The sequence below is a fragment of the Rhizobium sp. NFR03 genome (assembly GCF_900111275.1).
GTDB lineage: Bacteria > Pseudomonadota > Alphaproteobacteria > Rhizobiales > Rhizobiaceae > Ferranicluibacter.
In genome coordinates this window covers 144,910-171,617 of the sequence record NZ_FOGR01000005.1, presented here as the reverse complement: position 1 = coordinate 171,617, position 26,708 = coordinate 144,910, and the positions used below count along the sequence as shown (strand labels likewise).

At 63.0% G+C, this 26,708-nt stretch carries 15 protein-coding genes; 11 read left to right on the top strand and 4 right to left on the bottom strand.

All coding sequences use genetic code 11. The features are described 5' to 3' along the window. Nucleotides 1-21: 21 nt before the first annotated feature. Nucleotides 22-207, bottom strand: coding sequence for a hypothetical protein (locus BSG19_RS17100; protein ID WP_092989251.1), 186 nt, complete (start codon nt 205-207; stop codon nt 22-24). A 30-nt stretch (nt 208-237) separates the two neighbouring features. After that, on the bottom strand, nt 238-1,035 hold the full coding sequence (locus BSG19_RS17095; protein WP_280142417.1) for an endonuclease/exonuclease/phosphatase family protein: 798 nt from the start codon (nt 1,033-1,035) through the stop codon (nt 238-240). A gap of 187 nt (nt 1,036-1,222) precedes the next feature. On the opposite strand from BSG19_RS17095, the gene BSG19_RS17090 reads away from it, so the two are divergent. After that, nucleotides 1,223-2,194 carry a lysylphosphatidylglycerol synthase domain-containing protein gene (locus BSG19_RS17090; protein ID WP_092989249.1) on the top strand — a complete coding sequence of 324 codons (972 nt, stop codon included), beginning with the start codon at nt 1,223-1,225 and terminating at the stop codon, nt 2,192-2,194. Nucleotides 2,195-2,288: 94 nt separating this feature from the next. On the opposite strand, the gene BSG19_RS17085 is transcribed toward BSG19_RS17090, so the two are convergent. Further along, nucleotides 2,289-3,803 carry a phospholipase D-like domain-containing protein gene (locus tag BSG19_RS17085; RefSeq protein WP_244529298.1) on the bottom strand — a complete coding sequence of 505 codons (1,515 nt, stop codon included), beginning with the start codon at nt 3,801-3,803 and terminating at the stop codon, nt 2,289-2,291. 99 nt (nt 3,804-3,902) lie between these two features. Continuing rightward, nucleotides 3,903-6,536 (bottom strand): malto-oligosyltrehalose synthase, encoded by a 2,634-nt coding sequence (gene treY, locus BSG19_RS17080; RefSeq protein ID WP_092989247.1) that lies wholly within the window; start codon nt 6,534-6,536, stop codon nt 3,903-3,905. A gap of 308 nt (nt 6,537-6,844) precedes the next feature. Here treY and ilvD point away from each other — a divergent pair, with 308 nt between their 5' ends. The 10 genes from ilvD to BSG19_RS17030 all read left to right on the top strand — a co-directional run bounded on the left by ilvD (nt 6,845) and on the right by BSG19_RS17030 (nt 26,670). Beyond that, a complete protein-coding gene (ilvD, locus tag BSG19_RS17075) occupies nt 6,845-8,683 on the top strand; it encodes a dihydroxy-acid dehydratase (protein WP_092989246.1) in 1,839 nt (612 codons plus the stop codon). A 257-nt stretch (nt 8,684-8,940) separates the two neighbouring features. Next, nucleotides 8,941-12,342 (top strand): transglutaminase family protein, encoded by a 3,402-nt coding sequence (locus tag BSG19_RS17070; protein ID WP_092989245.1) that lies wholly within the window; start codon nt 8,941-8,943, stop codon nt 12,340-12,342. Nucleotides 12,343-12,348: 6 nt separating this feature from the next. Beyond that, nucleotides 12,349-14,787, top strand: coding sequence for a circularly permuted type 2 ATP-grasp protein (locus BSG19_RS17065; protein WP_092989244.1), 2,439 nt, complete (start codon nt 12,349-12,351; stop codon nt 14,785-14,787). Between the two features lie 141 nt (nt 14,788-14,928). Beyond that, complete coding sequence (locus tag BSG19_RS17060; RefSeq protein ID WP_092989243.1) at nt 14,929-15,807, top strand: transglutaminase family protein; 879 nt, start codon at nt 14,929-14,931, stop codon at nt 15,805-15,807. Between the two features lie 195 nt (nt 15,808-16,002). Further along, nucleotides 16,003-17,253 (top strand): vWA domain-containing protein, encoded by a 1,251-nt coding sequence (locus tag BSG19_RS17055; protein WP_244529297.1) that lies wholly within the window; start codon nt 16,003-16,005, stop codon nt 17,251-17,253. A gap of 313 nt (nt 17,254-17,566) precedes the next feature. Beyond that, nucleotides 17,567-20,032, top strand: coding sequence for a glycogen/starch/alpha-glucan phosphorylase (locus BSG19_RS17050; protein ID WP_092989242.1), 2,466 nt, complete (start codon nt 17,567-17,569; stop codon nt 20,030-20,032). Continuing rightward, complete coding sequence (gene glgB, locus BSG19_RS17045; RefSeq protein ID WP_092989241.1) at nt 20,029-22,230, top strand: 1,4-alpha-glucan branching protein GlgB; 2,202 nt, start codon at nt 20,029-20,031, stop codon at nt 22,228-22,230. Before BSG19_RS17050 ends, glgB begins: the two co-directional genes overlap by 4 nt. A gap of 100 nt (nt 22,231-22,330) precedes the next feature. Next, a complete protein-coding gene (gene glgC / locus BSG19_RS17040; RefSeq protein ID WP_092989454.1) occupies nt 22,331-23,593 on the top strand; it encodes a glucose-1-phosphate adenylyltransferase in 1,263 nt (420 codons plus the stop codon). Between the two features lie 5 nt (nt 23,594-23,598). Further along, nucleotides 23,599-25,038, top strand: a complete 1,440-nt coding sequence (gene glgA / locus BSG19_RS17035; protein WP_092989240.1) for a glycogen synthase GlgA — start codon at nt 23,599-23,601, stop codon at nt 25,036-25,038. Nucleotides 25,039-25,041: 3 nt separating this feature from the next. After that, on the top strand, nt 25,042-26,670 hold the full coding sequence (locus BSG19_RS17030; protein WP_092989239.1) for an alpha-D-glucose phosphate-specific phosphoglucomutase: 1,629 nt from the start codon (nt 25,042-25,044) through the stop codon (nt 26,668-26,670). Nucleotides 26,671-26,708 lie beyond the last annotated feature (38 nt).

Here is a 26,708-nt window from a genome sequence, read left to right as displayed (position 1 = left end):
TCAGTCATTGCGCCTCAACGATCAGGCCATCCCTGCGGGGTCGCCGATCGGCAGAAGCGCCGGATCATTCGGGTTCTTCGTGTCGCCCGGCGCGATCACAGGTGGGACAGGCGATGAATCCTGACCACGGTCTGGAACACCCGGTGTAGAGGTCGGCCCCCGAGGCGTATCGGTTTCGGGCGTCGGAAGCGGGTCACGGTTTGGCATGATCTCATCCTTTCCTTTGCGTTCGAGAGACTAACGGCTCGGGCCCGGCGATGTTCCGAAACTTTGGGATCCCTCGATCGAGAGGCTGGCCAGCAAAGGCAGATGATCGGAAGCAACACGCGAGAGCGGCGTGCGCACAGGTCCTGCCGCGATTGTCTCGATGCCATGGGAGACGAAGATGTGGTCGAGGCGAAGGAGCGGAAAACGCGACGGGAACGTCGGCGCCATCCTCGCACTCCGCCTTCCGGCGCTGCCTCGCCCGTCTCCCACGCGAACAGGCGGAAGCCGGCGCTTCAGAAGGCCATAGGCAACCGAGGACGGAATGGCGTTGAAATCCCCTGTCAGGATGACGGGCTGGTCCCGGCAGGCATCGCTTCCGATCCACGCCTCTCCAAGGAGCGTTTCCGCCTGCAGACGTCTTTCCCCGCGCCTCAGGCCGAAATGCGTATTGAAGATCTGGACCGGCCGCCCATCCACCATGACCTCCACCCAGAGCGCGCCGCGCGTTTCGCCGACGGACGGGATGGGCCCCGCCTTGATCAGGCGCGATGGCAGCGCCGTCAGAATGGCGTCGCCATACTGCTCCTCGCGCACATGCAAAGCGGGATGAAAATGCGATGTCATCCTGAGCAGATCGGCGATCCGTGCCGCCTGATCAATGCCGCCGGTACGGGCGCGGCCGACATCGAGCTCCTGCAACGCGATGACGTCGGGGCTCGCTGCCGCGATGACCTCTGCAATGCGCTCCGGGTCCATGCGCCTGTCCGTGCCAATACAGCTGTGAACATTGTAGGTGAGGATGGAGAGGACGCTGGCGGTGCGAGGCAACGTTAAGTCAGAACGGTCGAGCGAAGGCAGCAAATCGTGATCTGGCATGGCGAGGGAACCCGGACGCCCCCCAATTCGTTCCATGCGACAATGCAGTCGCGAATGCGTGCTGCGTTGCGGTGTGCGAGGCGAGCCGAACGTCTCACATACTGCTTCATCAGCCATATTTCGAGAGAGCGATCATAGAATGAGCCTTCGTCTTGTCTTCCGCGTCGTCGCCGTCGCGGCTGTCGTGTTCGCCCTCTACCTGCTCTTCCAGACGTTGCGGCAGTACACGCTGGACGAGATCCTGACTGCGCTGCGGGCCATTCCCGTCTCGCATCTGCTTCTGGGCCTTGCCTTCGCTGCCGCCTCCTATGTGTGTCTTTCCTGCTTCGATGCACTCGGCGTGCGCTATACGGGCAAGCGCCTGCCCTTCCACAAGACGGCGCTTGCCTCCTTCGTCAGCCTGTCGATTGGCCACAATGTCGGCGTTGCCGCACTCAGCAGCGGCGCCGTCCGCTATCGATATTATGCGCGTTGGGGCCTGACGGCCGAGGATGTGGCGAAGATCGTGCTGTTTTGCGGCGTTACCGTTGCGCTGGGGCTCATGACCCTTGGCGGGGCCAGCCTGCTACTGCGCCCCCAGGATGCCGCCGACATGACCGGGCTCAGCCGTAGCGCCGTCTTTGCCATCGGCATCGCCTCCCTGATCGCACCCGTCATCTACCTCGTTCTCTCGGCCTTCGTGCGAAAGCCCCTAACGATCAAGAGCTGGAGTTTCGACTTGCCGAAGCTGCCGATCGCTGCGGCCCAGATCGTCGTGGGCACACTGAACTTCGCCTTCGTGGCCGCAAGCCTTCACCAGATGCTGTCCGCTTTTGCCGAGGCCGGCTATCTCAAGGTCGCCTCCGTCTCGATCATCGCCAACGTCGCCGCGATCATCAGCCACGTCCCCGGCGGCATCGGCGTTCTCGAAGCGACGGTCGCACATATATTGCCTGGCGCAGAGTCGGTCGCCGCGGTCATTGCCTTCCGGGTCATCTATTATTTCATTCCGCTCGCCCTGGGCTTGCCGACCCTCTTGATCAGCGAGATCGTGATGAAGGACAAATCCACCAGTGCCGCGAAAAGCACGAGCGAGGAGCCGCATGGCCGGCACGCGGGATCGCCAGCCTGAGGCCGTCACGACAGAGTAGGAATGCAAAAAGCACGGCACGACGGATCATACATCCGCGGTGCCGTGCTTTTGTCAGTGCCTTGCAACAAGGGTGTTAAGAGGCGCGGCCTAAAATCCGGCTGGCGATGGCGCCGGCGCGTCGGCGTAAGGTATCGATCGGATGGATCGGCCCGGCGGGATCGACGATATCGGTTCCGGGCAACGGATCTTCCTCACCCTCGGCGAGATCGATATCGAAGTGGCGCAGACCACGGCGACCCGTATTCAGCGACTCCACACCGTCATGCAGAGAGTTCAGCCGGAGGATCGCCTCCTGCACCGCGTCCGGCGTCGAGCCGAGATGTTCGGCAAGCAGGCGATAACGGACATCGGCAATGGCGGCGCGCTGCTCCTCGTTCACGGCCTCGATCGCCATGTCGGCTTCCGTGTCCATGCCTTCGGAGCGATTGTTCAGGTTCGAGGACCCCAGGCGCAGAAAGCGGTCGTCGATGATGACGAGCTTGGAATGCACCAACACCTCCTGCTGTCCGTCCTCGTCGTCACAGGGTACGACCGCATACATCACACGCAGCCGGTCATGCGGATCGTTTCGCTTCAGCCGGCGGATCAGGCGGTCGCGGTTCGTGCCCATCATCACCTTCTCGATGAAGCCGTGCGAGATGCGCGTGACGACGATCAGCACTTCGGGGCCATCGGGCCGCGACAGCCGCTCGATGAGGATGTCGGCAATACCGAAGGCGGCGAGATACTGGGCCTCGATATAGACGACCCGCTGTGCCGACTTCAGCGCATCCGTCAGCATATGGATGGATTCGTGAATGCCCTCGTTGCCGATTGTGGCCGGCGTGGTGCGGGCAATCGCGACAGGGCAGTCGGTCAGCGCGGCTACGAGATCTCCGGGCCATGCCGTTTCCGCCCCTTCCACGGGCGGGATCGTCTCGTCCATGGCCGACAGCCAGCGCTCGCGGCAGACGTCCCCGAGCATGCGCGCCGCACGCCCGGAAACGGCGGCCTGCATGTCGTGAACGGGCTCATAAGGCTCACCATCGGGTGTCACGCGCAAGGGATTGCCCGGCCTATGGTCGCTATCATCCCAGCGACGAGCGGTCAGGTCGATGCCGCCGATGAAGCCGGTCGTGTCGTCGATGCAGACGATCTTCTGGTGATGCGAACCGCGCAGCGGATGATGCGTGTCGAAATTCAGGTGGATACGCGGATGGCTCGCCCAGCCCTTCTTGCGAAAAAGCTTCAACGATTTGCCGGAGTAGATCGGCCCCATCGCCCAGACGAGAATGTGCACCTCAAGCTCGGGCTTGGTCTCGACCAGAGAGAGAAGCAGGTTCCCGAGCGTCGGGCTCTCCGGGTTTTCGGGCGTCAGGCGAATGTCCGGGCTGAAATCCCACCCGATGATCCAGATGCGGCGGGAAGCGCCGCGCAACGCCTGATCCAGCGTCTGGAAATAGGCCTTGCCGTCGATCATGAAGGCGATCTTGTCGGCCATCTCGCGACGCCAGGCGTTTTCGCCGATCCGGATAATACCGACCTCACCGCTGCCTGAAGAACCCTCGCCGAGATGATCGCCGTCATTCTCCTGGCCGACTTGATACACGTGCAAATTCCCCCGACCGACTCGCATGGCCAAACTTCGTGGCGCTACCAAACGCCACGAATGCCAGAAAGTTCCAGACGGGTTGATCGAAGGGAACAACTATTCCGTGATCAGAAGGATGTAGGGTGCGCCCGCGATCTCTTTCAGGCTCAGCGTCTCCCCGACATCCACTGTACCGCCCTGGAGAACATTGCGGTAGGAACGGGCGGCAAGATCTTCCGGCAGGGATATCTCGATCATATCGAAGGCATGCTCAAGATCGCCCTTTTCCATCAGCGCCAGCACCTTGCAGGGTGCAACGACGATGGCGGCCGCATTGCCGGAGCGACGTGCATAGGCAACGACGCTCCCCGATCCCTCTCCGGAAACGTCGAGCGCGTGGTAGTCTCCGTCCTTAAACAGGGCCTGCGACGCACACCGGGCCGCGATCAACCGGGCGGTGAGGGCGATCTTCGCCTGACCTGAATCGCGCGCCGCAGCGTCGAATGGGAAGCCTTCCGCTTTCTCCAGAAGCTCCGCCATTGCCGCATAATCCGGCATCCGGCGATTGTCGGGATCGACAAGACTAAAATCGGCACGCTCCGATCCCTGATACACATCCGGCACACCCGGCGCCGTCATCTTGACCAGCGTCTGGGTGAGACCGTTGACGAGGCCGGCACGGGCAAACGGCTGCACCGTCTTGAGAAAATCATCCATGAACCGCTTGTTATCCGGCGAAAGAAGTCCGGCAGCGAAGGCCTGTACGGCACCCTCGTAGTCTTCGTTCACCTCGGACCAGTCGCTGCGCTCCTTCGCTTCGCGCAACATCTTTTCGACATAGGCGGAGAAACGCTCCTTGAAAGCTTCGAGCGAAGCGGTGTCCGGCGTCGAAGACGTCTCTTCCCACGCACCGGCGAGAGCCTGATAAAGCGCCCATTCGACCGCCGGCTCCGGCGCCGGGCCATCGGCGAGCGGCTTGATCAGACCGGCATTCATATCGTGCCAACGGGCGACGGCGTCCGCCCAGACACCGGGTGCTTCGCTGATGGCATAGAGCCGGGCGCGTGCGTCCTCGCCGCGTTTGGTATCGTGGGTCGAGGTGGTGGTGATGGCATGCGGCTGTTCGACGGCACGGCGCTGCATCGCGGAATGGAAATGCGCGATCGACATCTCTTCTTCCGCCGGGTTTCCGCCCACTTCATTGAGCGCAAGAAGACGATGGTAACGATAGAAGGCCGTATCCTCCATCGCCTTTGCCATGATCGGCCCCGTCACCTGCTGGAACCTGCTGCGAAACTCGAAGGCATCCCCCTCTGCGGGGCCCGACAGCACGGCAACAATAGCATCGAGCGCCGCACGGCTGTCGCCGGATACCGTCTTCGACGCCGCTTCCGCCGCACCATGGAGGATCTTGCGATCGTCTTCGCCCAGCGCATCGCGCGTTCCATAGGTCCTGTATACCGGGAACGCCGTGATCAACACTTTCAGTGCTGTCTCCAGAGCTCCAGCGTCGTGCGCTTCACGCACGGAAGAACCGGCCAGTGCCACCAGCCGCTTGATCTCGCCTTCGAAATTGCGATCCAGCATCAGCTGTTTGGCGTCCGTCAGGATGGCCGCATAATCCTTGCCCCCGGCGAAGGCGGCATAAGCATTATCCAGCGCTTCCGCCTTCGATGAATCCACGAACAGATGCGCAAGGGCCGCGATGAACTCGTAGCCCGTCGTGCCCGCAATGGGCCAGCTTGCGGGAACGCGCTCGTCCTCCTCGATGATCTTCTCGACCACGAGGTAGACGTCGGGACCGACGGCATCGCGCAATGTCTTCAGATAGCCTTCGGGATCGGCAAGGCCATCGACGTGGTCGATACGCAGTCCATCGACGGTGCCATCCTTGACGAGTTCCAGAACGAGGCGGTGTGCCGCATCGAAGACGTCAGGCGCCTCGACACGGAGACCGGCAAGCCCTGCCACCTCGAAGAACCGGCGATAGCTGAGATCGCTCGCCGCCGTCTTCCAGTGCACGAGCCGGAAAGCCTGCGCCTCATGCGCAGCCTTGACCCGCTCGACCGGGAGACCGCCAAGGAAGGCCGTCAGCGCCTTTCGGTCCTGCTCCGAACTGTCTTCGATCAGCGTCAGCATCGTGTGATGGAAGGCTTCATCATCCTGCGCGGACGCGGACGACGCAAGGGCAACGACCTTTGCGCCGAGTGTGCCCGGCGCGCCATCCAGCACCGCGCTATAGCTCGACGGATGGAGTGGGATGTTGCTCTCGTAATAGCCGAGCGCCAGATTGCCGGCGGTCTCATCCAGGCGAATCTCGATTTCAGCCTCATCCAGCGCCTCGTCAAAACTCTTGCCGAGTTCGGCAATCGTCAGCGGACGGGACCAGTCGATGTCGTAGTAATGCGCATAGGGGCTCTGCTCGCCCCACTCGACCACGCTCCGCCACCAACGGTTCTCGAGCGACGCGGCCATATGGTTCGGCACGATATCGAGGATCAGGCCGATACCGGCCGCCTTCAGGGCCGCCGAAAGCCTGTCGAAGCCCTCACGTCCGCCGAGCGCCGGGTCGAACGCGTTGGCATCGGTAACGTCGTAGCCATGCGTAGACCCTTCCGTCGCTGCAAAGATCGGAGAGGCATAGAGATGACTGATACCGAGCGCCTTCCAGTAATCGATCAGCGTGATAGCCCTGTCGAAGGTCATGCCGTTGCGGAACTGGAGCCGATAGGTGGCGATCGGGACTGACATCGTGGAGGACCTGCCTTCTGGAGAGGAGCGGACGACATTGCGCGGGAACCCGAGGCGATAAGATGAACCATCGCTTGGGCGCAGCATCAACAGGCAGGCCCGCCTGTTGGTTCCCGTCCCATGTGCCGCACGAACAAACTCTTTCGCAGCTGCGAAGAAACCGTTGATCAAAAACCTGATCGCACCGAACGGCTTTGCCCTATGTAGACCGTGACGCGACGGTGGTTTTGCGCTAGGAACCCCCGAAACTGTCGTCGGACGTCGCGTACAGCCCCGCCCGAGCCTCACGAAAGCCTCGAGGAAACGCCATGCCAGCTTATCGCTCCAGAACCACCACCCACGGCCGCAACATGGCCGGCGCCCGCGGCCTGTGGCGCGCCACCGGCATGAAGGACGGCGACTTCGGCAAGCCGATCATCGCCGTCGTCAACTCCTTCACCCAGTTCGTGCCCGGCCACGTGCACCTGAAGGACCTTGGCCAGCTGGTCGCCCGCGAGATCGAGGCATCCGGCGGCGTCGCCAAGGAATTCAACACCATTGCGGTCGATGACGGCATCGCCATGGGCCATGACGGCATGCTCTATTCGCTGCCTTCGCGCGAGATCATCGCCGACAGCGTTGAATATATGGTCAATGCCCACTGCGCCGATGCCATGGTCTGCATCTCCAACTGCGACAAGATCACGCCCGGCATGCTGATGGCCTCGCTGCGCCTCAACATCCCTACGATCTTCGTGTCCGGAGGCCCGATGGAAGCCGGCAAGGTTCTCTTGTCCGACGGCAAGATCCATGCGCTCGACCTCGTGGATGCCATGGTGGCTGCGGCCGACGACACGATGTCGGATGCGGACGTGCAGACCATCGAGCGCTCCGCCTGCCCGACCTGCGGCTCCTGCTCCGGCATGTTCACCGCCAACTCGATGAACTGTCTGACGGAAGCCCTCGGCCTCTCCCTGCCCGGCAACGGCTCGACGCTCGCTACGCATTCGGATCGCGAAAAGCTGTTTCTGGAAGCCGGCCGCACCATCGTCGGCCTGACGAAGCGCTACTACGAACAGGACGACGAAACCGCCCTGCCACGCACGATCGCCTCCAAGGGCGCCTTCGAAAACGCCATGGCGCTCGACATCGCCATGGGGGGCTCGACCAACACCGTCCTGCACATTCTTGCGGCCGCCCATGAAGGCGAGATCGACTTCAATCTCGACGATATCGACCGCCTGTCGCGCAAGGTGCCCTGCCTCTCCAAGGTGGCGCCGGCCAAGGCCGACGTGCACATGGAAGACGTGCACCGCGCCGGCGGCATCATGGCCATCCTCGGCGAACTCAACCGCGCCGGTCTCATCAATGCCGATCTGCCGACGGTCCATGCAAAGACGCTGGGCGACGCGCTGTCGCAGTGGGATATTGCCGTTACCGACAATCCGGCCGCGCTCGAACTCTTCTCGGCAGCGCCCGGCGGCGTGCCGACTCAGGTCGCCTTCAGCCAGAGCGCCCGCTGGAAAGAGCTCGATTTCGACCGCGAAAAGGGCGTCATCCGCGATGCGCAGCACCCCTTCTCCAAGGATGGCGGCCTTGCCGTGCTGAAAGGCAACATCGCGCTCGACGGCTGCATCGTCAAGACGGCTGGCGTTGATGAGTCGATCCTGAAATTCTCCGGCCCGGCCCGCGTTTTCGAAAGCCAGGACGCCTCCGTCAAGGCGATCCTGTCCAACCAGGTCGTCGCTGGCGACGTCGTCGTCATCCGCTACGAAGGCCCCAAGGGCGGCCCCGGCATGCAGGAAATGCTCTATCCCACCAGCTACCTGAAGTCGAAGGGCCTCGGCAAAGCCTGCGCGCTCATCACGGACGGCCGCTTCTCGGGCGGCACCTCCGGCCTCTCCATCGGCCACGTCTCGCCGGAAGCGGCGAATGGCGGCATGATCGGCCTCGTGCGCGAAGGCGACATGATCGACATCGATATCCCCAACCGCACGATCTCGCTGCGCGTGTCGGAGGACGAACTGGCGCTGCGCCGCACCGAGCAGGATGCCAATGGCTGGAAGCCGACCGAGCAGCGCAAGCGCAAGGTCACGACGGCACTGAAGGCCTATGCGGCCTTCGCTACATCCGCCGACCGCGGTGCTGTGCGCATCCTGCCGGAATAACCGGCACAGCCGGGCCTGCCGCTCACCCGCAGGCCCGGCTCCCTCTCGGGGGACATCATGTTCGCCCGCTTTGCCGGCAGATCCGTTATAAAATTCGCAGCTTACAATTGACGGACAGCCCCGCCTCGACGGAGGGGGCATGCCTCTTTGCGATGACAAGCACATAGCCGACCTGCCGATTTTTCAGCCTTGCTTTATTTCGTTGCATTGCACACAGTCCCTCCGTGATGGCCACCATCCGTCATCGAGGGGACCGCATGTCGATCAAAGCCAGCATCTACCATCTGACGCATTATACCTATGACCGGCCGGTCCGCCTTGGCCCGCAGGTAATCCGGCTCAAGCCGGCCCCGCATTCGAAGACGAAGGTGCTGAGCCACTCCCTGAAAGTGACGCCCGCCAATCATTTCGTGACGCTGCAGCAGGACCCCTATGGCAGCTATCTCGCGCGCTACGTCTTTCCCGACCCGGTGACCGAGTTCAAGATCGAGGTCGATCTCGTCGCCGACATGACGGTCTACAATCCGTTCGACTTCTTCGTGGAAGAGAGCGCCGAAACCTGGCCCTTCGACTATCCCGAGGACATTCGCGAAGACCTCAAGATCTATAGCCAGCCCGAGCCCGCCGGCCCGGCCCTGCAGGCCTATCTCGATGGTCTCGACCGGACGCCGATGAACACGGTGGATTTCGTCGTCGGCATCAACATGCGCCTTCAACAGGCCGTCAACTACGTCATCCGCATGGAGCCCGGCGTTCAGACGCCGGAGGAAACCCTGACGAAGGCGCTCGGCTCCTGTCGCGACTCCAGCTGGCTTCTCGTGCAGATCCTGCGCCATCTCGGCCTCGCCGCCCGCTTTGTATCCGGCTACCTTATCCAGCTCGCCCCGGACCTAAAGGCGCTCGACGGTCCCTCGGGCACCGAGGTCGATTTCACCGACCTGCACGCCTGGTGCGAAGTCTATCTTCCCGGCGCCGGCTGGGTCGGGCTCGATCCGACCTCCGGGCTTCTGACGGGCGAAAGCCACATCCCCCTCTCGGCCACGCCGCATTACCGCAATGCCGCGCCGATCTCCGGCGGATTTGCCGGCGACCCGGACACGAAGACCGAATTCGCCTTCGAGATGCGGGTGGACCGCGTCGCCGAGCATCCCCGCATCACAAAGCCGTTTTCCGACGAGAGTTGGGATGCGCTGAACACGCTTGGCCACGAGGTCGATGCCGCCCTCACCGCCAACGATGTCCGCCTGACCATGGGCGGCGAGCCGACCTTCGTATCGATCGACGACTTCGAATCCGGCGAATGGAACACGGACGCCGTGGGGCCGACGAAGCGCGAGAAGGCCGACGACCTGATCCGGCGCCTGCGCGAGCGCTTCGCACCCGGCGGCTTCCTGCATTACGGACAGGGCAAATGGTATCCCGGCGAAAGCCTGCCGCGCTGGACATTCTCGCTCTACTGGCGTCGGGACGGCGTGCCGATCTGGCGCAATCCCGATCTCGTCGCCCGCGAGGATGTGGATACCAAGGCTGGGCCGGAAGAGGCTGAAAAGCTTCTGACCGGTATCGCGGTGGCGCTCGGCATCGAGCCGGACATGGTTCTGCCGGCCTATGAGGATCCGGCCGAATGGATCATCAAGGAAGGCAGCCTGCCGGAGAATGTCGATCCGTCCAATTCCAAGCTGAAGGATGCCGAGGAGCGCAACCGTATCGCCCGCGTCTTCGAGCGCGGCCTGACGGTTCCCACCGGCTTCGTTCTGCCGGTGCAGGCATGGAATGCCCAGGCTACGGGCGGACAACCGGCCGGGCGCCGGTGGATGAGCGAACGCTGGCGCACGCGTCGCGGCAAGATTTTCCTCGTGCCCGGCGACAGCCCTGTCGGCTACCGCATACCGCTCGGCGCCCTGCCCTACATCCCGCCGTCGCAGTTCCCCTATATCCACGAAGCCGACCCCTCGATCCCGCGTGCGGCCTTGCCGGACTTTCCGGTCGGCCCGAGCCGTACCGCCCAAACACCAGATCAGAAGCCCGGCCAGAAAAAGACCGAGCCGAAGCCGGATCGCGCAATGGCGGAGGCATCCTTCCAGGCAGCCGAAGCCCAGCAGGACCGCAACGAGCAGGTGCTTGCCGAAATCGGCGGCGCCGTCCGCACCGCCATGACGGTCGAGCCCCAGAACGGCCGCCTCTGCATTTTCATGCCGCCGGTGGAGCGGATCGAGGATTATCTCGACCTGATCGCTGCGGCGGAAACCGCAGCCAGCGACCTCGGCCTTGCCGTTCACATCGAAGGCTACGCACCGCCGCATGACGAGCGCGTGAACGTCATGCGCGTCGCGCCCGATCCCGGCGTCATCGAGGTCAACGTGCACCCGGCGGCAAACTGGCAGGAATGCGTCGACATCACCTCGGTCATCTACGAGGAAGCGCGCCAGTCGCGCCTCGGTGCCGACAAGTTCATGATCGACGGCCGGCACACCGGCACCGGCGGCGGCAACCATGTGGTGGTCGGCGGGCGCAACCCGAACGACAGCCCCTTCCTGCGCCGTCCCGATCTGTTGAAAAGCCTTGTGCTGCACTGGCAGCGGCATCCGTCTCTCTCCTACCTGTTCTCCGGCATGTTCATCGGCCCGACCAGCCAGGCGCCGCGCATCGATGAGGCGCGTCACGACAGCCTCTACGAGCTGGAAACGGCGATGGCGCAGGTGCCGCTGCCCGGACAGGGCACCCCTCCGCTTCCCTGGCTGACCGACCGCCTTTTCCGCAACCTGCTGACGGACGTCACCGGCAACACGCACCGCTCGGAAATCTGCATCGACAAGCTGTTCTCCCCGGACGGCCCGACCGGCCGGCTTGGTCTCGTCGAGTTTCGCGGCTTTGAAATGCCGCCGAATGCGCGCATGTCGCTAGCGCAGCAGCTCCTGGTCCGCGCGCTCATCGCGCGCTTCTGGCAGAACCCGGCCGATGGCAGGCTGGTGCGCTGGGGCACGACCCTGCACGACCGCTTCATGCTGCCGCACCATGTCTGGGCCGACTTCCTTGACGTTCTCGCAGACCTGCGGGCCAACGGACTCGACTTCCGCCCCGAATGGTTCGAGGCGCAGCTTGAGTTCCGCTTCCCCTTCTGCGGCGAGGTCACTTACGAAGGGGCAAAGCTCGAACTGCGGCAGGCACTGGAGCCGTGGAACGTCATGGGCGAGCAGGGCGCGATCGGCGGCACCGTGCGCTATGTCGATAGTTCCGTTGAGCGTTTGCAGGTCCGGTTCGAGACCGCCAATCCCGGCCGTTACACGGTGGCCTGCAATGGCCGTCCCGTGCCGCTCAACCCGACAGGCGTCAACGGCGTGTCGGTTGCCGGGGTGCGCTACAAGGCATGGCAGCCGGCAGCCGGGCTGCATCCGGTCCTGCCGGTGAATACGCCGCTCACCTTCGACGTGTACGACACCTGGTCGCGTCGCTCCGTTGGCGGCTGCATCTATCACGTCGCCCACCCCGGCGGCCGAAATTACGATACGTTCCCGGTGAACGGTAACGAGGCCGAGGCACGGCGCCTCGCGCGCTTCGAGCCTTGGGGTCACACGGCCGGCGGTTATGAACTGACACCGGAAACACCGTCGCCGGAGTTCCCCTTCACGCTCGACCTGCGTCGGCCAGCGGGACTGTAGGACGCCATGACACAGAAGCCGACGGCAGAGGCCATCAAGGAGGAAGCGGCCGGGACGAGCGCTGGAATTCCGAAGCGGGCTGGCAACCCGGTCGCGGACTACCGCGCCTTGCCCGGCATCGCCGACGAGATGATGGATGCCGCGGGCAATGTGCGCGCCGTCTGGCAGCATCTCGTCTCGGCCATCGGCCGCATGGACGAGGCGGAGCTTGCCAATCGCTTCGCGCGGGCCGACCGCTATCTCCGCGATGCCGGCGTTTTCTACCGTGCCTATGGCACCAAGGAGAACTCCGAGCGCAGCTGGCCGTTGTCGCACATTCCCGTCCTGATCGCCGAGCGCGAATGGGAAGAGCTGTCGCGGGGCCTCGTCCAGCGGGCCGAGCTTCTGGAACGGATCGCCGCCGACATCTACGGGCCGAACACGCTCGTCAACGAAGGCTTCCTGCCGCCGGCTCTGGTGGCCGGAAACACCGAATTCCTGCGTCCCATGGTCGGCGTTCAGCCGGCAGATGGCAACTTCCTGCATTTCGTCTCGTTCGAGATCGGCCGCGGCCCGGACGGCAACTGGTGGGTGCTCGCCGACCGCACGGAGGCGCCCTCCGGCGCCGGCTTCGCGCTGGAAAACAGGGTGGCGACCACGCGCGCCTTTTCCGACATTTATGCCGAAACCCATGTGCACCGTCTTGCCCGCTTCTTCGTCGCCTTCCGCGACGCGCTGCAAATGCGCAAGCGCTCGCCCGAAGACCGTATCGCCGTGCTGACGCCGGGTCTCGCCAACGAGACCTATTTCGAACACGCCTATATCGCCCGCTATCTCGGCTTCATGCTGCTGGAGGGCGAGGACCTGACCGTGGTGGACGGGCGCGTGATGGTGCGCACCGTCGCGGGCCTGAAGCCGATCGGCATTCTCTGGCGCCGCCTCGACTCTTCCTTCGCAGACCCGCTTGAGCTCAACCAGCGCTCCCACATCGGCACCCCCGGCCTGCTGGCGGCGCTGCGCTCCGGCACCGTCTCCATCGTCAACGCGCTGGGCTCCGGAATCCTGGAAACGCGCGCCTTCCTCGCCTTCATGCCCACGATCTGTCATCATTTGCTCGGCGAGGAGCTGCTGCTGCCGAGCATCGCCACATGGTGGTGCGGGCAGAAGCCGGAGCGCGAGCAGGTGGCCCGCAACATCGAGAAGATGGTCATCGGGCCCGCCTATTCCACGCGTCCCTTCTTCGACGACAATGGCCAATCCGTCCTCGGCTCGTCGATGCGCGAAAACGCCAAGCTCTCGATCCGCGACTGGCTGGCCAATGACGGACAGAAGCTGGTGGGTCAGGAGGTCGTGACGCTTTCGACCACACCGGCCTGGGTGGATGGCAAGCTGACGCCGCGACCGATGAGCCTGCGCGTCTATCTCGCCCGCACACGGAATGGCTGGCAGGTCATGCCCGGCGGCTTCGCCCGGATTTCCAGCGGCGCGGACGCTGCCGCCATCGCCATGCAGGCCGGCGGCTCGGCCGCCGACGTCTGGATCGTCAGCGACCGCCCGGTCGAACGCACCACGCTGCTTACCTCCGATGAGACCTTCATCCGCACGATGCCCGGCAGCCTGCCGAGTCGGGCCGCCGACAATCTCTTCTGGCTCGGCCGCTATATCGAACGCTCTGAAGGCGCGCTGCGCATCCTGCGCGCGTGGCACGGGCGCTTCGCCGAGAATGCCAACAGCGAAATGCCGCTGCTGAAGGACATTTCGGAGTATTTGAAGGTGCTCGACATCGACAGCGCGCAGCCGGTGCCCGACAGTCTTGTCGCCAATATCGACAGCGCGCTCTACTCGGCCAGCAATATCCGCGACCGTTTTTCGGCAGACGGCTGGCTGGCGCTGAACGACCTGTCGAAGACGGTGCGCAAGTTCCGTGCGACGGTGGAGGCCGGCGACGACGCGACCCATGCCATGACCATTCTTCTGCGCAAGCTTGCGGGCTTTGCCGGTCTCGTGCACGAAAACATGTACCGCTTCACGGGCTGGCGCTTCCTGTCGATCGGCCGCTATCTGGAGCGCGGCATGCACATGACCCGCCTGCTCGGCCACATGTCCGGCCGGGACGCACCGGACGGCGCGCTCGACATGCTCCTGGAAATCGGCGACAGCGTCATGACCCACCGGCGCCGGTACAACGTGAACACGGCACCTTTGACCGTCACGGACCTGCTGGCGCTCGACCCTCTCAATCCGCGATCGATCCTCTATCAGCTGAACGAAATCCGCGCCGAGGTCGAGCAACTGCCGAATGCCTTCCGAAACGGGCAAATGTCCCCCTTCTATCGCGAAGCCTTGCGGCTGCATTCGGGCCTGGCGGTCATGACGCCCGAGGGCATGACCAGCGAGGTCTACGAGCATCTGGAAAAGGAGATGGAACGCTTCTCCGACATCCTCGCCCAGACCTATCTGGGCTGATCGGGCGCACTCCGGCTCTTCACAAGCTTTCACGAGACGACTGCTTTTCTGATGCGCCGGCGCGTCAAACAGGGCATAGAAGCAAGGCGAACGCCGACGCCCAAGAGGCAAGGTCGGGGACGCACGAGACGCGGCGGATCCATGCTCTACGATATCAGCCTCAAGATCACCTATACCTACGAGATCCCTGTTTCCGGCGGGCGCCATATCGTGCGCGTGCTGCCGCTGTCCCTGCCGGCGCGCCAGCGTCTGGTGGCGGGTACCGTCACCTGCTCCCCGGTGCCCGAAGAGCGCACCGACATGGTCGATTTCTTTCAGAACCCCTCGACGTCGATCCTCTTTCGCAAGCTGCATGACGAGCTGGTCATCCACATGAAGGCGCGGGTGCAACTGGAAGCCGCGATGCCGACGGCGGATTTCTCGCCGGATCTTGCAGCCTTTCCTGCCGAAATCGGCGCGGTCTGGTCGCTCGAGCCCGGATCACCGCACCATTTCCTCGCGCCGAGCCCGAGACTTGCCGAAGATCCGACGATTGCCGCCTATGCCCGCGCGATCGCAAAGCCCGGAATGACGGTCCGGCAGATTGCCGGCGTGATGTGCGAGCGGATCTACAAGGATTTCACCTACGACCCGAAGGCGACCTCCGTCGATAGCACGCCAATTGAGGCCTTCCGGCTGAAAAAGGGCGTATGTCAGGACTTCGCGCATATCATGATCGTGGCGCTGCGCGCGCTCGGCATTCCCGCCGGCTATGTCAGCGGCTTTCTGCGAACGTTGCCGCCGCCCGGCAAGGAGCGGCTGGAAGGTGCCGATGCCATGCATGCCTGGGTTCGCGTCTGGTGCGGCAAGATGCTGGGCTGGGTGGAGCTCGACCCCACCAACAACGTCCCTGCCGGGACGGACCACATCGTCGTCGGTCATGGCCGCGACTATTCCGATGTCGCCCCCGTCATCGGCGTGCTCAAGAGCTATGGCAGCCACAAGACGGATCAGGCCGTCGATGTCGTCCCTGTTCCCTGAAGTCTCCTTCCCGACGGACCTGTCCTGTTCCGCGGCACATGTCCGCCGCGTGGGACAGGATTTTACCTAGATTCGCGCTCCCTTCGTAAAACTTTACCTTGTTTCGTAAGCGACAGCCAACGGACTGCTGCTATCGAAGCATCGAGATGAGCTTCGGCAATATCGTGGAGCGGATCTTGGGTACAGGAGAGAGGCATGAGGGGATTTTTCGACATGATCGAGCGTTGCCTGGGGGACCGGGGCGGCAACATCGCGATAATGGCGGCCGTAGCCCTTCCTGTCGTTCTGTTCGGTGCCGGCGTGGCTATGGACACCACCAACATCGTGTTCCAGAAGAACCGTCTGCAGGCAGCTGTGGACAGCGGCGCGCTCGCCGCCGCATCCGGCCTTGCCAACAAGCACATGACCGTTGACGAAGCCCGTCAAACGGCCCGTGACTACGTCGTCATGGCCATGCGCACCAGCAGTTCGACCCCGCTTCCGGAGGGCACCGCCGGCGCGGCGGAAGAAAAGGCGAAGCAGGCTTCGGCCGACAAGCTTCTGATCGACAATACCTCGATTTCGATCGTGCCGAAGACCCTTCAGACGGGCGCCAAAGGCTACGACATCAGCATCACATCCAACCTTCCCGTCGGCCTGAACGCCATGACGCGCATGGTAAGAGACGACGACATCACTCTCTCGGCGACCGGCAAATCGGAAGGCGTGTCGGAAACGAAGAACGCCCTGTCGATGGTGCTTGTGCTCGATCGATCCGGCTCCATGGCTTGGAAGACGGACACGAAGGACACCGCGACCAATGGCTGCTACATCTACGAGGAATCCTATTGGCCGAATGCCAAGTGGAGCGTTCCGTGTTACGTCTCGAAGATTGCAACGCTGAAAAAGGCCGTGAAAAGCCTTCTCACCCAGTTGAAAACCGCCGATCCGAATGCGGATTATGTGAGAACGTCTGCCGTCTCCTACAACAATGCCCAGGACGCAGCCGGCGCCCTCGCCTGGGGAACGGCCAGCACGGAGACCTATGTCAACGCGCTTGTTGCAGATGGCGGGACGGACTCCAGCGACGCATTTACAGCGGCCTACAGGGACCTTTCGAAAAACGCCGAGGCGCAGGCGCACGCGCAGAAGACCGGCGCGGTACCCACCAAGTACATCGTCTTCATGACGGATGGCGAGAACAACTATTTCCAGAAGAAAACCGGTTCCAGTCAGGCGACACGATCCGACGACGCCACGAAGTTTTATTGCGATAAAGCGCGTACAGATGGAATCAAGGTCTTCACCGTCGCGTTCAAGGCACCCCAGCGAGGCCAGACCCTTTTGCGGGGCTGCGCCACGGACCCGACCTACTACTTTCAGGCAGAAAAAAGCGAAGACCTCGTTGCCGCCTTCAAGGCGATCGGCGACAAGGCCAGCAACCTCGTGGTCCGTCTGACGCAATAGCACGCATCCCGATCCACCGGAAAACCCGCGCGACCCGTTCGCGCGGGTTTTTGCTGTTGCGGACCACATGCCGCAACGGACAGCCAAGGTCGAAACTGGGCGAAAAAAGCAGCGTAGCGGCACCCGGATCGAAAGCGGCGTTCATGAAGCCTTACGACATCGCGCGCATGCCGCCCTCCTCCGGCTTCATTTTACATCCTCTTGAAAACACTTATTGCAAGCGCTTCGTATCGGTGCATACATTGCTGAAATTCTCCGTCGGCAGGCGCCTTCGGTAGTGTCGGAACAACGTCCTGAAGGGTAGCCCGGATCCATGGTCAGCCGTATCTCCAATGAGAATATTCCGAACGCCGCGCGCCGCGAGTCGAGCGCCGAAATCCTGGCGCAGGAGATCATCGAGCGCCTGACCTATCGTATCGGCAAGGACCCGAAAGTCGCCAAGCCGCATGACTGGCTGACGGCGGCAATTCTGGTCGTGCGCGACCGGATCACCGACAACTGGATGGAATCCACCCGCAAGGCCTATGCCGAAAGCTCCAAGCGCGTCTACTATCTGTCGCTGGAGTTCCTGATCGGTCGCCTGATGCGCGATGCCGTCACCAATATCGGCCTGATGGACGAGTTGAAGGAAGCGCTGGCGTCCTTCGGTGTCGATATCGACGTGATTGCCGAGCTGGAGCCCGATGCGGCGCTGGGCAATGGCGGTCTCGGCCGGCTTGCCGCCTGTTTCATGGAAAGCATGGCAAGCGTCGATATTCCCGCCTATGGCTATGGTATCCGCTACGTGCACGGCCTCTTCCGCCAGCAGATGGCCGATGGCTGGCAGGTGGAGCTGCCGGAAACATGGCTGGCGCACGGCAACCCCTGGGAGTTCGAGCGCCGCGAAAGCTCCTATGAGATCGGCTTCGGCGGATCGGTCGAGACGGTCAATATCGACGAAGAACTGACGCGCTACGTCTGGAAGCCGGCCGAGCGTGTCATCGCCACGGCCTGCGATACGCCGGTCGTCGGCTGGCGCGGCAAGCGCACCAACACGCTGCGCCTCTGGAGCGCGCATCCCATCGACCCCATCCTGCTGGACGCCTTCAACGCCGGCGACCACATCGGCGCCCTGCGAGAAAGCAACAAGGCCGAGGCGCTTGCGCGCGTCCTCTACCCGGCCGATGCGACGCCGGCCGGTCAGGAGCTGCGTCTGCGTCAGGAGTTCTTCTTCTCCTCCGCCTCGCTTCAGGACATCCTCCGGCGCCATCTCCAGCAGTATCCCGATTTCACCTCCCTGCCGGACAAGGTCGCCATCCAGCTGAACGACACGCACCCGGCCGTATCGGTTGCCGAACTTGTGCGCCTGCTGACGGACGTCCACGGCGTCGATTTCGATACCGCCTGGGATCTCGCACGCCGTACCTTCTCCTACACCAACCACACGCTGCTGCCCGAAGCCCTGGAAACATGGCCGGTGCCGCTGTTCGAACGTCTGCTGCCGCGTCACATGCAGATCATCTACGCGATCAACGCTAAGATCCTGCTCGAGGCCCGCAAACTGCCGGATTACAGCGACCAGCAGGTACGCAACATCTCGCTAATCGACGAAAGCGGCGACCGCCGCGTCCGCATGGGCAACCTCGCCTTTGTCGGCTCTCACTCGATCAATGGCGTTTCCGCGCTGCACACGGATCTCATGAAGATCACCGTGTTTGCCGATCTGCACAAACTCTACCCCAAGCGCATCAACAACAAGACCAACGGCATTACCCCGCGCCGCTGGCTGATGCAGTGCAATCCCGAGCTTTTCTCGCTGATCCGCGAGACGATCGGCGACGACTTCATGGACGACGCAGAAGCCCTGAAGGCACTCGATCCGCATGCAGACAATGCGGTCTTTCAGGAGCGTTTCGGGGCCATCAAGCGGGACAACAAGGTGCGGCTCTCCCAGCTCGTCCAGAGCCGGATGGGTATCCGCATCGACCCGTCAGCCATGTTCGATATCCAGATCAAGCGCATCCACGAATACAAGCGCCAGCTGCTGAACATCATCGAGGCGATCTCGCTCTACGACCAGATCCGCTCGCATCCGGAACTCGACTGGGTTCCGCGTGTCAAACTCTTCGCGGGCAAGGCGGCGCCGAGCTATCACAATGCCAAGCTCATCATCAAGCTGGCGAACGACGTTGCGCGGGTCATCAACAACGACCCGGCAGTACGTGGGCTGCTGAAGGTCGTCTTCATTCCGAACTACAACGTCTCCCTGGCGGAAATTATGGTTCCCGCCGCCGACCTCTCGGAGCAGATTTCGACAGCCGGCATGGAAGCGTCGGGAACCGGAAACATGAAGTTCGCGTTGAATGGTGCGCTCACCATCGGCACGCTGGACGGCGCCAATGTCGAGATGCGCGATTGCGTCGGCGAGGAGAACATCAAGATTTTCGGAATGACCGCGGAAGAAGTCTCCAACCTGCGTCAGGAAGGCCACGAACCTCGGGCCGTCATCGATGCTTCGCGCGAGCTTTCGCAGGCGCTTCAGGCGATCGCATCCGGCGTTTTCTCGCCCGATGACCGCAACCGTTTCTCCGGCCTGATCGACGGGATCTACTCGCACGACTGGTTCATGGTCGCGGCTGATTTCGATGCCTATGCCAAGGCGCAACGTGAAGTCGACGCCATCTGGACGGATACCAAGCAGTGGTATGGCAAGACCATCCGCAATACCGCACGGATGGGCTGGTTCTCTTCCGATCGGACGATTCGGCAGTATGCCGATGAAATTTGGAGAGCCGGATGACCTCCGAGCTGAAAGAGGCCTCGTCACCGGCGCGTCTGCCGGATGACGAGGTAGCAGCATTCATTGAAGGTACGCATACCAACCCGTTTGCAAGCCTCGGGCCTCATGCGGTCGGCAAGGATATCGTCGTCCGCTGTTTTCTGCCGGGCGCCACCAGCGTCTCGGTCGAGACGCTGTCCGGCAAGGATTTGGGCCCATTGACGCTTCGCCATGAAGCGGGTTTCTTCGAAGGCACGATCAGCCTTCGCAAGGTCCAGCCTGTGCGCTACAAGGCCGAAAACCACGGCGGAAGCTGGACGGTCACGGACCCATACAGCTTCGGCCCGGTTCTTGGGCCCATGGACGACTACTACATTCGTGAGGGCTCCCACCTTCGCCTGTTCGACAAGCTCGGCGCCCACCCGGTCCGTCATGAAGGTGTCGATGGCTTTCACTTCGCCGTCTGGGCACCCAATGCGCGCCGCGTATCGGTCGTCGGCGCCTTCAATGCCTGGGACGGGCGCCGCCACGTCATGCGACTGCGTCTCGACACAGGCATCTGGGAAATCTTCATTCCCGATGTACCCCCGGGAACACCCTACAAGTACGAAATCGTCGGGCAGGACGGACATCTGCAGCCGCTGAAGGCCGACCCCTTCGCACGCCGGTCTGAACTGCGGCCGCAGACGGCTTCGATCACCACGCCCGAGATTGCTCAAGCCTGGGAAGACGAAGCGCATCGCGCGCACTGGGCGTCGGCCGACGCGCGCCGCCAGCCGATCTCCATCTACGAGGTCCACGCCGGTTCCTGGCAGCGCGGCGACAATGGCGCGTTCCTCAGCTGGGACGAGATGGCCGCCCGGCTAATCCCGTACTGCGTGGACATGGGCTTCACCCATATCGAGTTCCTGCCGATCAGCGAGTTCCCTTACGACCCCTCCTGGGGCTACCAGACAACAGGCCTTTATGCGCCCACGGCCCGCTTCGGCGAGCCGGAAGGCTTTGCCCGTTTCGTCAACGGCGCGCACAAGGTCGGCCTCGGCGTCATCCTCGACTGGGTGCCAGCGCATTTCCCGGTCGACGCGCACGGCCTGCGCAACTTCGACGGCACGGCGCTCTACGAGCACGAAGACCCCCGTCAGGGCTTCCATCCCGACTGGAACACGGCGATCTACAATTTCGGCCGGGCCGAAGTCTTCTCCTATCTCGTCAACAACGCGCTCTACTGGGCAGAGAAGTTCCACCTCGACGGCCTGCGCGTCGATGCGGTCGCGTCCATGCTCTATCTCGACTATTCCCGCAAGCACGGGGAGTGGGTTCCGAACGAGTATGGCGGCAACGAGAATCTCGACGCGGTGCGTTTCCTCCAGACGATGAACAAGGAGGTGTACGGCAGCCATCCCGGCATCCTGACCATCGCCGAGGAAAGCACCTCCTGGCCCGGCGTCTCGGCACCCGTCCATACCGGCGGCTTGGGTTTCGGGTTCAAGTGGAACATGGGCTTCATGCACGATACGCTGCAATATCTTGCACGTGACGCGATCCACCGGAAGCATCACCATAACGACCTGACCTTCGGCCTCGTCTACGCCTTCAGCGAGAATTTCGTACTGCCGCTTTCCCACGACGAAGTGGTGCACGGCAAGGGATCGCTTGTTGCGAAGATGCCGGGTGACGATTGGCAAAAATTCGCCAATCTTCGCGCCTATTACGGCTTCATGTGGGGATATCCCGGGAAGAAGCTCCTGTTCATGGGGCAGGAATTCGCCCAATGGGCGGAATGGTCGGAGGAGCGCGGCCTGGACTGGAGCCTGCTCGAATATCCCCTGCATCAGGGCATGCGCCGCCTGATCCGAGACCTGAACGGCACATATCGGAACAAGCAGGCGCTGCATGCACGCGATTGCGAAGGCGAAGGCTTCGAATGGTTGATTGCCGACGACAGCAATAATTCCGTTTTTGCCTGGCTGCGCAAGGCACCCGGTCAGAAGGCTGTCGCCGTCATATCGAACTTCACGCCCGTCTACCGCGAGGTCTACTCGATCCCCCTGCCGAGCGAAGGTCGCTGGCGCGAGATCGTCAACACGGATGCCGAGATCTACGGCGGCAGCGGCAAGGGCAATGGCGGTGTGGTTCATGCCGTGCGCACCGCATCCGGCGAGATCCGGGCGAACCTGACATTGCCGCCGCTCGCCACGCTGATGTTGGAGCAGGACTAAACGGACAGGCCGTTCGGTCGGCCTGGACAAAAGCATAATGCCGGTCGGCCCGTTTGAGAGGGCGCGCAGACGGGCCAAGAGACCGCAAAATCGGGAGGAAATAATGGAAAAACGCATACAGCCGCTGGCCCGCGACGCCATGGCTTACGTTCTGGCCGGTGGCCGCGGAAGCCGTCTGAAGGAGCTGACGGACCGTCGGGCCAAGCCTGCCGTCTATTTCGGCGGCAAGGCGCGCATCATCGATTTCGCGCTGTCGAACGCGATGAACTCGGGTATCCGCCGCATCGGCGTCGCGACGCAGTACAAGGCGCATTCGCTGATCCGCCACCTGCAAAACGGCTGGAACTTCTTCAGACCCGAGCGAAACGAAAGCTTCGACATCCTGCCTGCTTCCCAGCGTGTCTCGGAAACGCAGTGGTACGAAGGCACGGCGGATGCCGTCTACCAGAACATCGACATCATCGAGGACCACGGCGTCGAGTATATGGTCATCCTGGCAGGCGACCATATCTACAAGATGGACTACGAGCTGATGCTCCAGCAGCACGTGGACAGCGGCGCCGACGTCACCATAGGCTGCCTTGAAGTGCCGCGCATGGAAGCGACCGGCTTCGGCGTCATGCATGTGGACGAGAAGGACCGCATCATCGCCTTCGTCGAGAAGCCGTCCGACCCGCCGGGCATCCCCGGCAATCCGGAGATGGCGCTGGCGTCCATGGGCATCTACGTGTTCCACACGAAGTTCCTGATGGACATTTTGCGCCGCGATGCCGCCGACCCGACCTCCAGCCGCGACTTCGGCAAGGACATCATTCCCTACATCGTCCAGCACGGCAAGGCGATCGCCCACCGCTTCAACGAGTCCTGCGTGCGCTCGGATTTCGAGCGCGAGGCCTACTGGCGCGACGTCGGCACGATCGATGCCTACTGGCAGGCCAATATCGACCTGACACATGTCACGCCGGAACTCGACATCTACGACAGCACCTGGCCGATCTGGACCTTCGCCGAAATCAAGCCGCCGGCCAAGTTCGTCCATGACGACGAGAACCGGCGCGGGTCAGCGACGTCGTCGCTGGTGTCGGGCGACTGCATCATCTCCGGGGCGTCGCTCAACCGCAGCATGCTGTTCACCGGCGTTCGCGTGAACTCGTTCTCCCGCCTCGATGGCGCCGTCATCCTGCCGAGCGTCAAGATCGGCCGTCACGCGCAGCTGAAGAACGTCGTCATCGACAGTCGTGTCGTCATTCCGGAAGGTCTCGTCGTCGGTGAGGATCCCGAATTCGACGCCAAGCGGTTTCGACGCTCGGAAAACGGCATCTGCCTGATTACACAGCCGATGATCGACAAGCTGGGACTGTGAGGACGATGAACGTCCTTTCGGTCGCCTCCGAAGTCTTTCCGCTGATCAAGACCGGCGGCCTTGCCGACGTCGCGGGCGCTCTGCCCGCGGCGCTCAAACCGCACGGCATTCGCATGAGCACGCTGCTGCCGGGCTATCCCGCCGTCATGGCGAAGATCGGGGAGACGACGCGGCTCGGCGGTTTCGACACGCTGTTCGGTCACCCCGCTGCGGTTCTGGCAACCGAACATGACGGTCTCGATCTCCTCGTTCTCGATGTGCCCGCCTTGTTCGATCGTCCGGGCGGCCCCTATCTCGACGCCCGAGGGCTCGACCACGCTGACAATTTTCGCCGCTTTGCCGCCTTGTCGCTGGCGGCAGCCGAGATCGCACGCGGCGTCCTGCCCGATTGGACGCCGGACCTCGTGCATTGCCATGACTGGCAGGCAGCCCTTGCCCCCGTCTACATGACGCAGGGTGGTGCGGCCCATGTGCCGACCGTCCTGACGATCCACAACATCGCCTTCCGCGGCCAGTTCCCGGCCAGCACCTTTCCCGAACTCGCTCTGCCCTGGAGCGCCTATTCGGTGCAGGGCGTGGAATATTACGGCGATGTCTCCTTCCTCAAGGGCGGTCTGATGGCGGCAACGGCCATCACCACCGTCAGCCCCTCCTATGCGCAGGAAATTCTGACCCCCGAATTCGGCATGGGCCTGCAGGGCGTTCTTGCCAGCCGCAGTGCCGACCTGCACGGCATCGTCAACGGCATCGACACGGATGTATGGGACCCCGCCGCCGACCCGCACATCGCCGCAAACTATGCTTCAGCCAGCCTCAAAAAGCGGGCGGCCAACCGCGATGCCCTGCGCGAGCGCTTCGGCCTCGTGGCGACAGACGGTCCGCTCTTCTGCGTCGTCAGCCGGTTGACCGACCAGAAGGGCATGGACGTTCTGGCCGGGGTCGTGGACATGATCGTCGAGAATGGCGGGACGCTGGCCGTCCTCGGCTCGGGCGATCCGGCGCTCGAAGCCGCGTTTCGAACCGCAGCCGCCGTTCATCCCGGCCGTGTCGGCCTCGTCGTCGGCTATGACGAACCGCTGTCGCACCTCCTGCAGGCCGGCGCGGACGCCATTCTCGTGCCCTCGCGCTTCGAGCCCTGCGGCCTGACACAACTCTACGGCCTGCGCTACGGCTGCGTGCCGGTGGTCGCCCGCACGGGTGGCCTTGCCGACACGATCATCGATGCCAACGAGGCTGCCGTGGCAGCGAATGTCGCGACCGGCTTCCTCTTCTCCCCCGTTTCAGAGGAAAGCCTGCGGCTGGCGCTCCGCCGCGTCTTTTCCCTGTGGCGCCAGCCAAAAATCTGGGCGCGCCTGCAAGCGCGCGGTATGAAATCCGATGTCTCCTGGGATATGAGTGCCACGCGCTATGCCGCGCTTTATGCCGGTCTTCTTGCGAAAGGTTGAATCATGACGAAAACCGTAAACACGACCCCTTACACCGACCAGAAACCCGGAACGTCGGGGCTTCGCAAGAAGGTGCCGGTGTTCCAGCAGCAGAACTACGCAGAGAACTTCATCCAGTCGATCTTCGACAGCCTCGAAGGCTTCGAGGGTAAGACGCTGGTCATCGGCGGCGACGGCCGGTTCTACAACCGCGAAGTCATCCAGATCGCCATCAAGATGGCAGCAGCAAACGGCTTCGGCCGTGTCCTCGTCGGTCGAGGCGGCATTTTGTCCACCCCCGCAGCCTCCCATGTCATTCGCAAATACGAAGCCTTCGGCGGCATCGTTCTCTCCGCCAGCCACAATCCGGGCGGTCCGACCGAAGACTTTGGCATCAAGTACAACATCGGCAATGGCGGTCCGGCACCGGAGAAGGTGACGGACGCGATCTACGCACACACCAAGACCATCGAGCGCTACAAGATCGCCGATGTCGCGGACATCAATCTCGACGCCGAAGGTGAGCAGGAGGTCGCGGGCATGACCGTGCAGGTCATCAACCCGGTCTCCGATTATGCCGAACTGATGGAAACCCTGTTCGATTTTCCGGCTATCCGTGCCCACCTCGCCGGGGGATTCCGCATCGTTTTCGACGCCATGAGCGCCGTCACCGGCCCCTATGCCAAGGAGATTCTCGAAAACCGTCTTGGAGCCGCCAAGGGTTCCGTGCTGAACTTCGTGCCCCTGCCCGACTTTGGCGGTCATCATCCAGACCCGAACCTCGTCCACGCCCGCGCGCTCTACGAGGAAATGATGGGCGACGATGCGCCCGATTTCGGTGCCGCCTCGGATGGCGACGGCGACCGTAACCTCATCATCGGCAAGGGCATTTTCGTGACACCGTCCGACAGCCTCGCCATGCTCGCCGCAAATGCGACATTGGCGCCCGGTTACGCAAAGGGTCTTGCCGGCATCGCCCGCTCCATGCCGACCTCGGGTGCTGCGGACCGCGTGGCCGAAAAGCTTGGCATCGGCATCTACGAAACGCCGACCGGCTGGAAGTTCTTCGGCAACCTGCTCGATGCGGGTCTTGCGACGATCTGCGGCGAGGAAAGTGCCGGCACGGGCTCCAGCCACGTCCGCGAGAAGGACGGTCTCTGGGCCGTGCTCCTCTGGCTGAACATCCTTGCCGTCCGCAAGGAGAGCGTCATCGATATCGCCCGCGAGCACTGGACGACCTACGGCCGCAACTATTATTCGCGCCATGACTACGAAGAGGTGGATTCCGCTGCCGCCAACGGCCTGATGGATGCGCTGCGTGCCCAACTCGGCACCCTGCCCGGCCGCAAACTGGGCGACCTCACGATCGAGAAGGCCGACGATTTCTCGTATCACGACCCGGTCGATCACTCCGTCAGCAACAATCAGGGCATCCGCATCCTCTTCGAAGGCGGCTCCCGCGTGGTCTTCCGCCTGTCGGGCACCGGCACATCGGGTGCGACGTTGCGCGTCTACATCGAGCGCTTCGAGCCGGATGCGGCAAAGCACGACGTCGATACCCAGGTCGCTCTCGCCGACCTGATCGAAGCCGCCGATACGCTGGCTGGCATCAAGGAACGGACCGGGCGCACGGAGCCGACGGTCATTACCTGATCGTAAGCCGGGCTCCAGCCTTTAAAAGCAGGAGCCCG

Bases quoted from the DNA above. Each gene is read 5' to 3' on its own strand.
- BSG19_RS17100 (WP_092989251.1), bottom strand. From the start codon at position 207: ATGCCAAACCGTGACCCGCTTCCGACGCCCGAAACCGATACGCCTCGG.
- BSG19_RS17065 (WP_092989244.1), top strand. From the start codon at position 12,349: ATGACACAGAAGCCGACGGCAGAGGCCATCAAGGAGGAAGCGGCCGGG.
- BSG19_RS17060 (WP_092989243.1), top strand. From the start codon at position 14,929: ATGCTCTACGATATCAGCCTCAAGATCACCTATACCTACGAGATCCCT.
- ilvD (WP_092989246.1), top strand. From the start codon at position 6,845: ATGCCAGCTTATCGCTCCAGAACCACCACCCACGGCCGCAACATGGCC.
- BSG19_RS17070 (WP_092989245.1), top strand. From the start codon at position 8,941: ATGTCGATCAAAGCCAGCATCTACCATCTGACGCATTATACCTATGAC.
- BSG19_RS17055 (WP_244529297.1), top strand. From the start codon at position 16,003: ATGAGGGGATTTTTCGACATGATCGAGCGTTGCCTGGGGGACCGGGGC.
- treY (WP_092989247.1), bottom strand. From the start codon at position 6,536: ATGTCAGTCCCGATCGCCACCTATCGGCTCCAGTTCCGCAACGGCATG.
- BSG19_RS17050 (WP_092989242.1), top strand. From the start codon at position 17,567: ATGGTCAGCCGTATCTCCAATGAGAATATTCCGAACGCCGCGCGCCGC.
- glgA (WP_092989240.1), top strand. From the start codon at position 23,599: ATGAACGTCCTTTCGGTCGCCTCCGAAGTCTTTCCGCTGATCAAGACC.
- glgB (WP_092989241.1), top strand. From the start codon at position 20,029: ATGACCTCCGAGCTGAAAGAGGCCTCGTCACCGGCGCGTCTGCCGGAT.
- BSG19_RS17090 (WP_092989249.1), top strand. From the start codon at position 1,223: ATGAGCCTTCGTCTTGTCTTCCGCGTCGTCGCCGTCGCGGCTGTCGTG.
- BSG19_RS17030 (WP_092989239.1), top strand. From the start codon at position 25,042: ATGACGAAAACCGTAAACACGACCCCTTACACCGACCAGAAACCCGGA.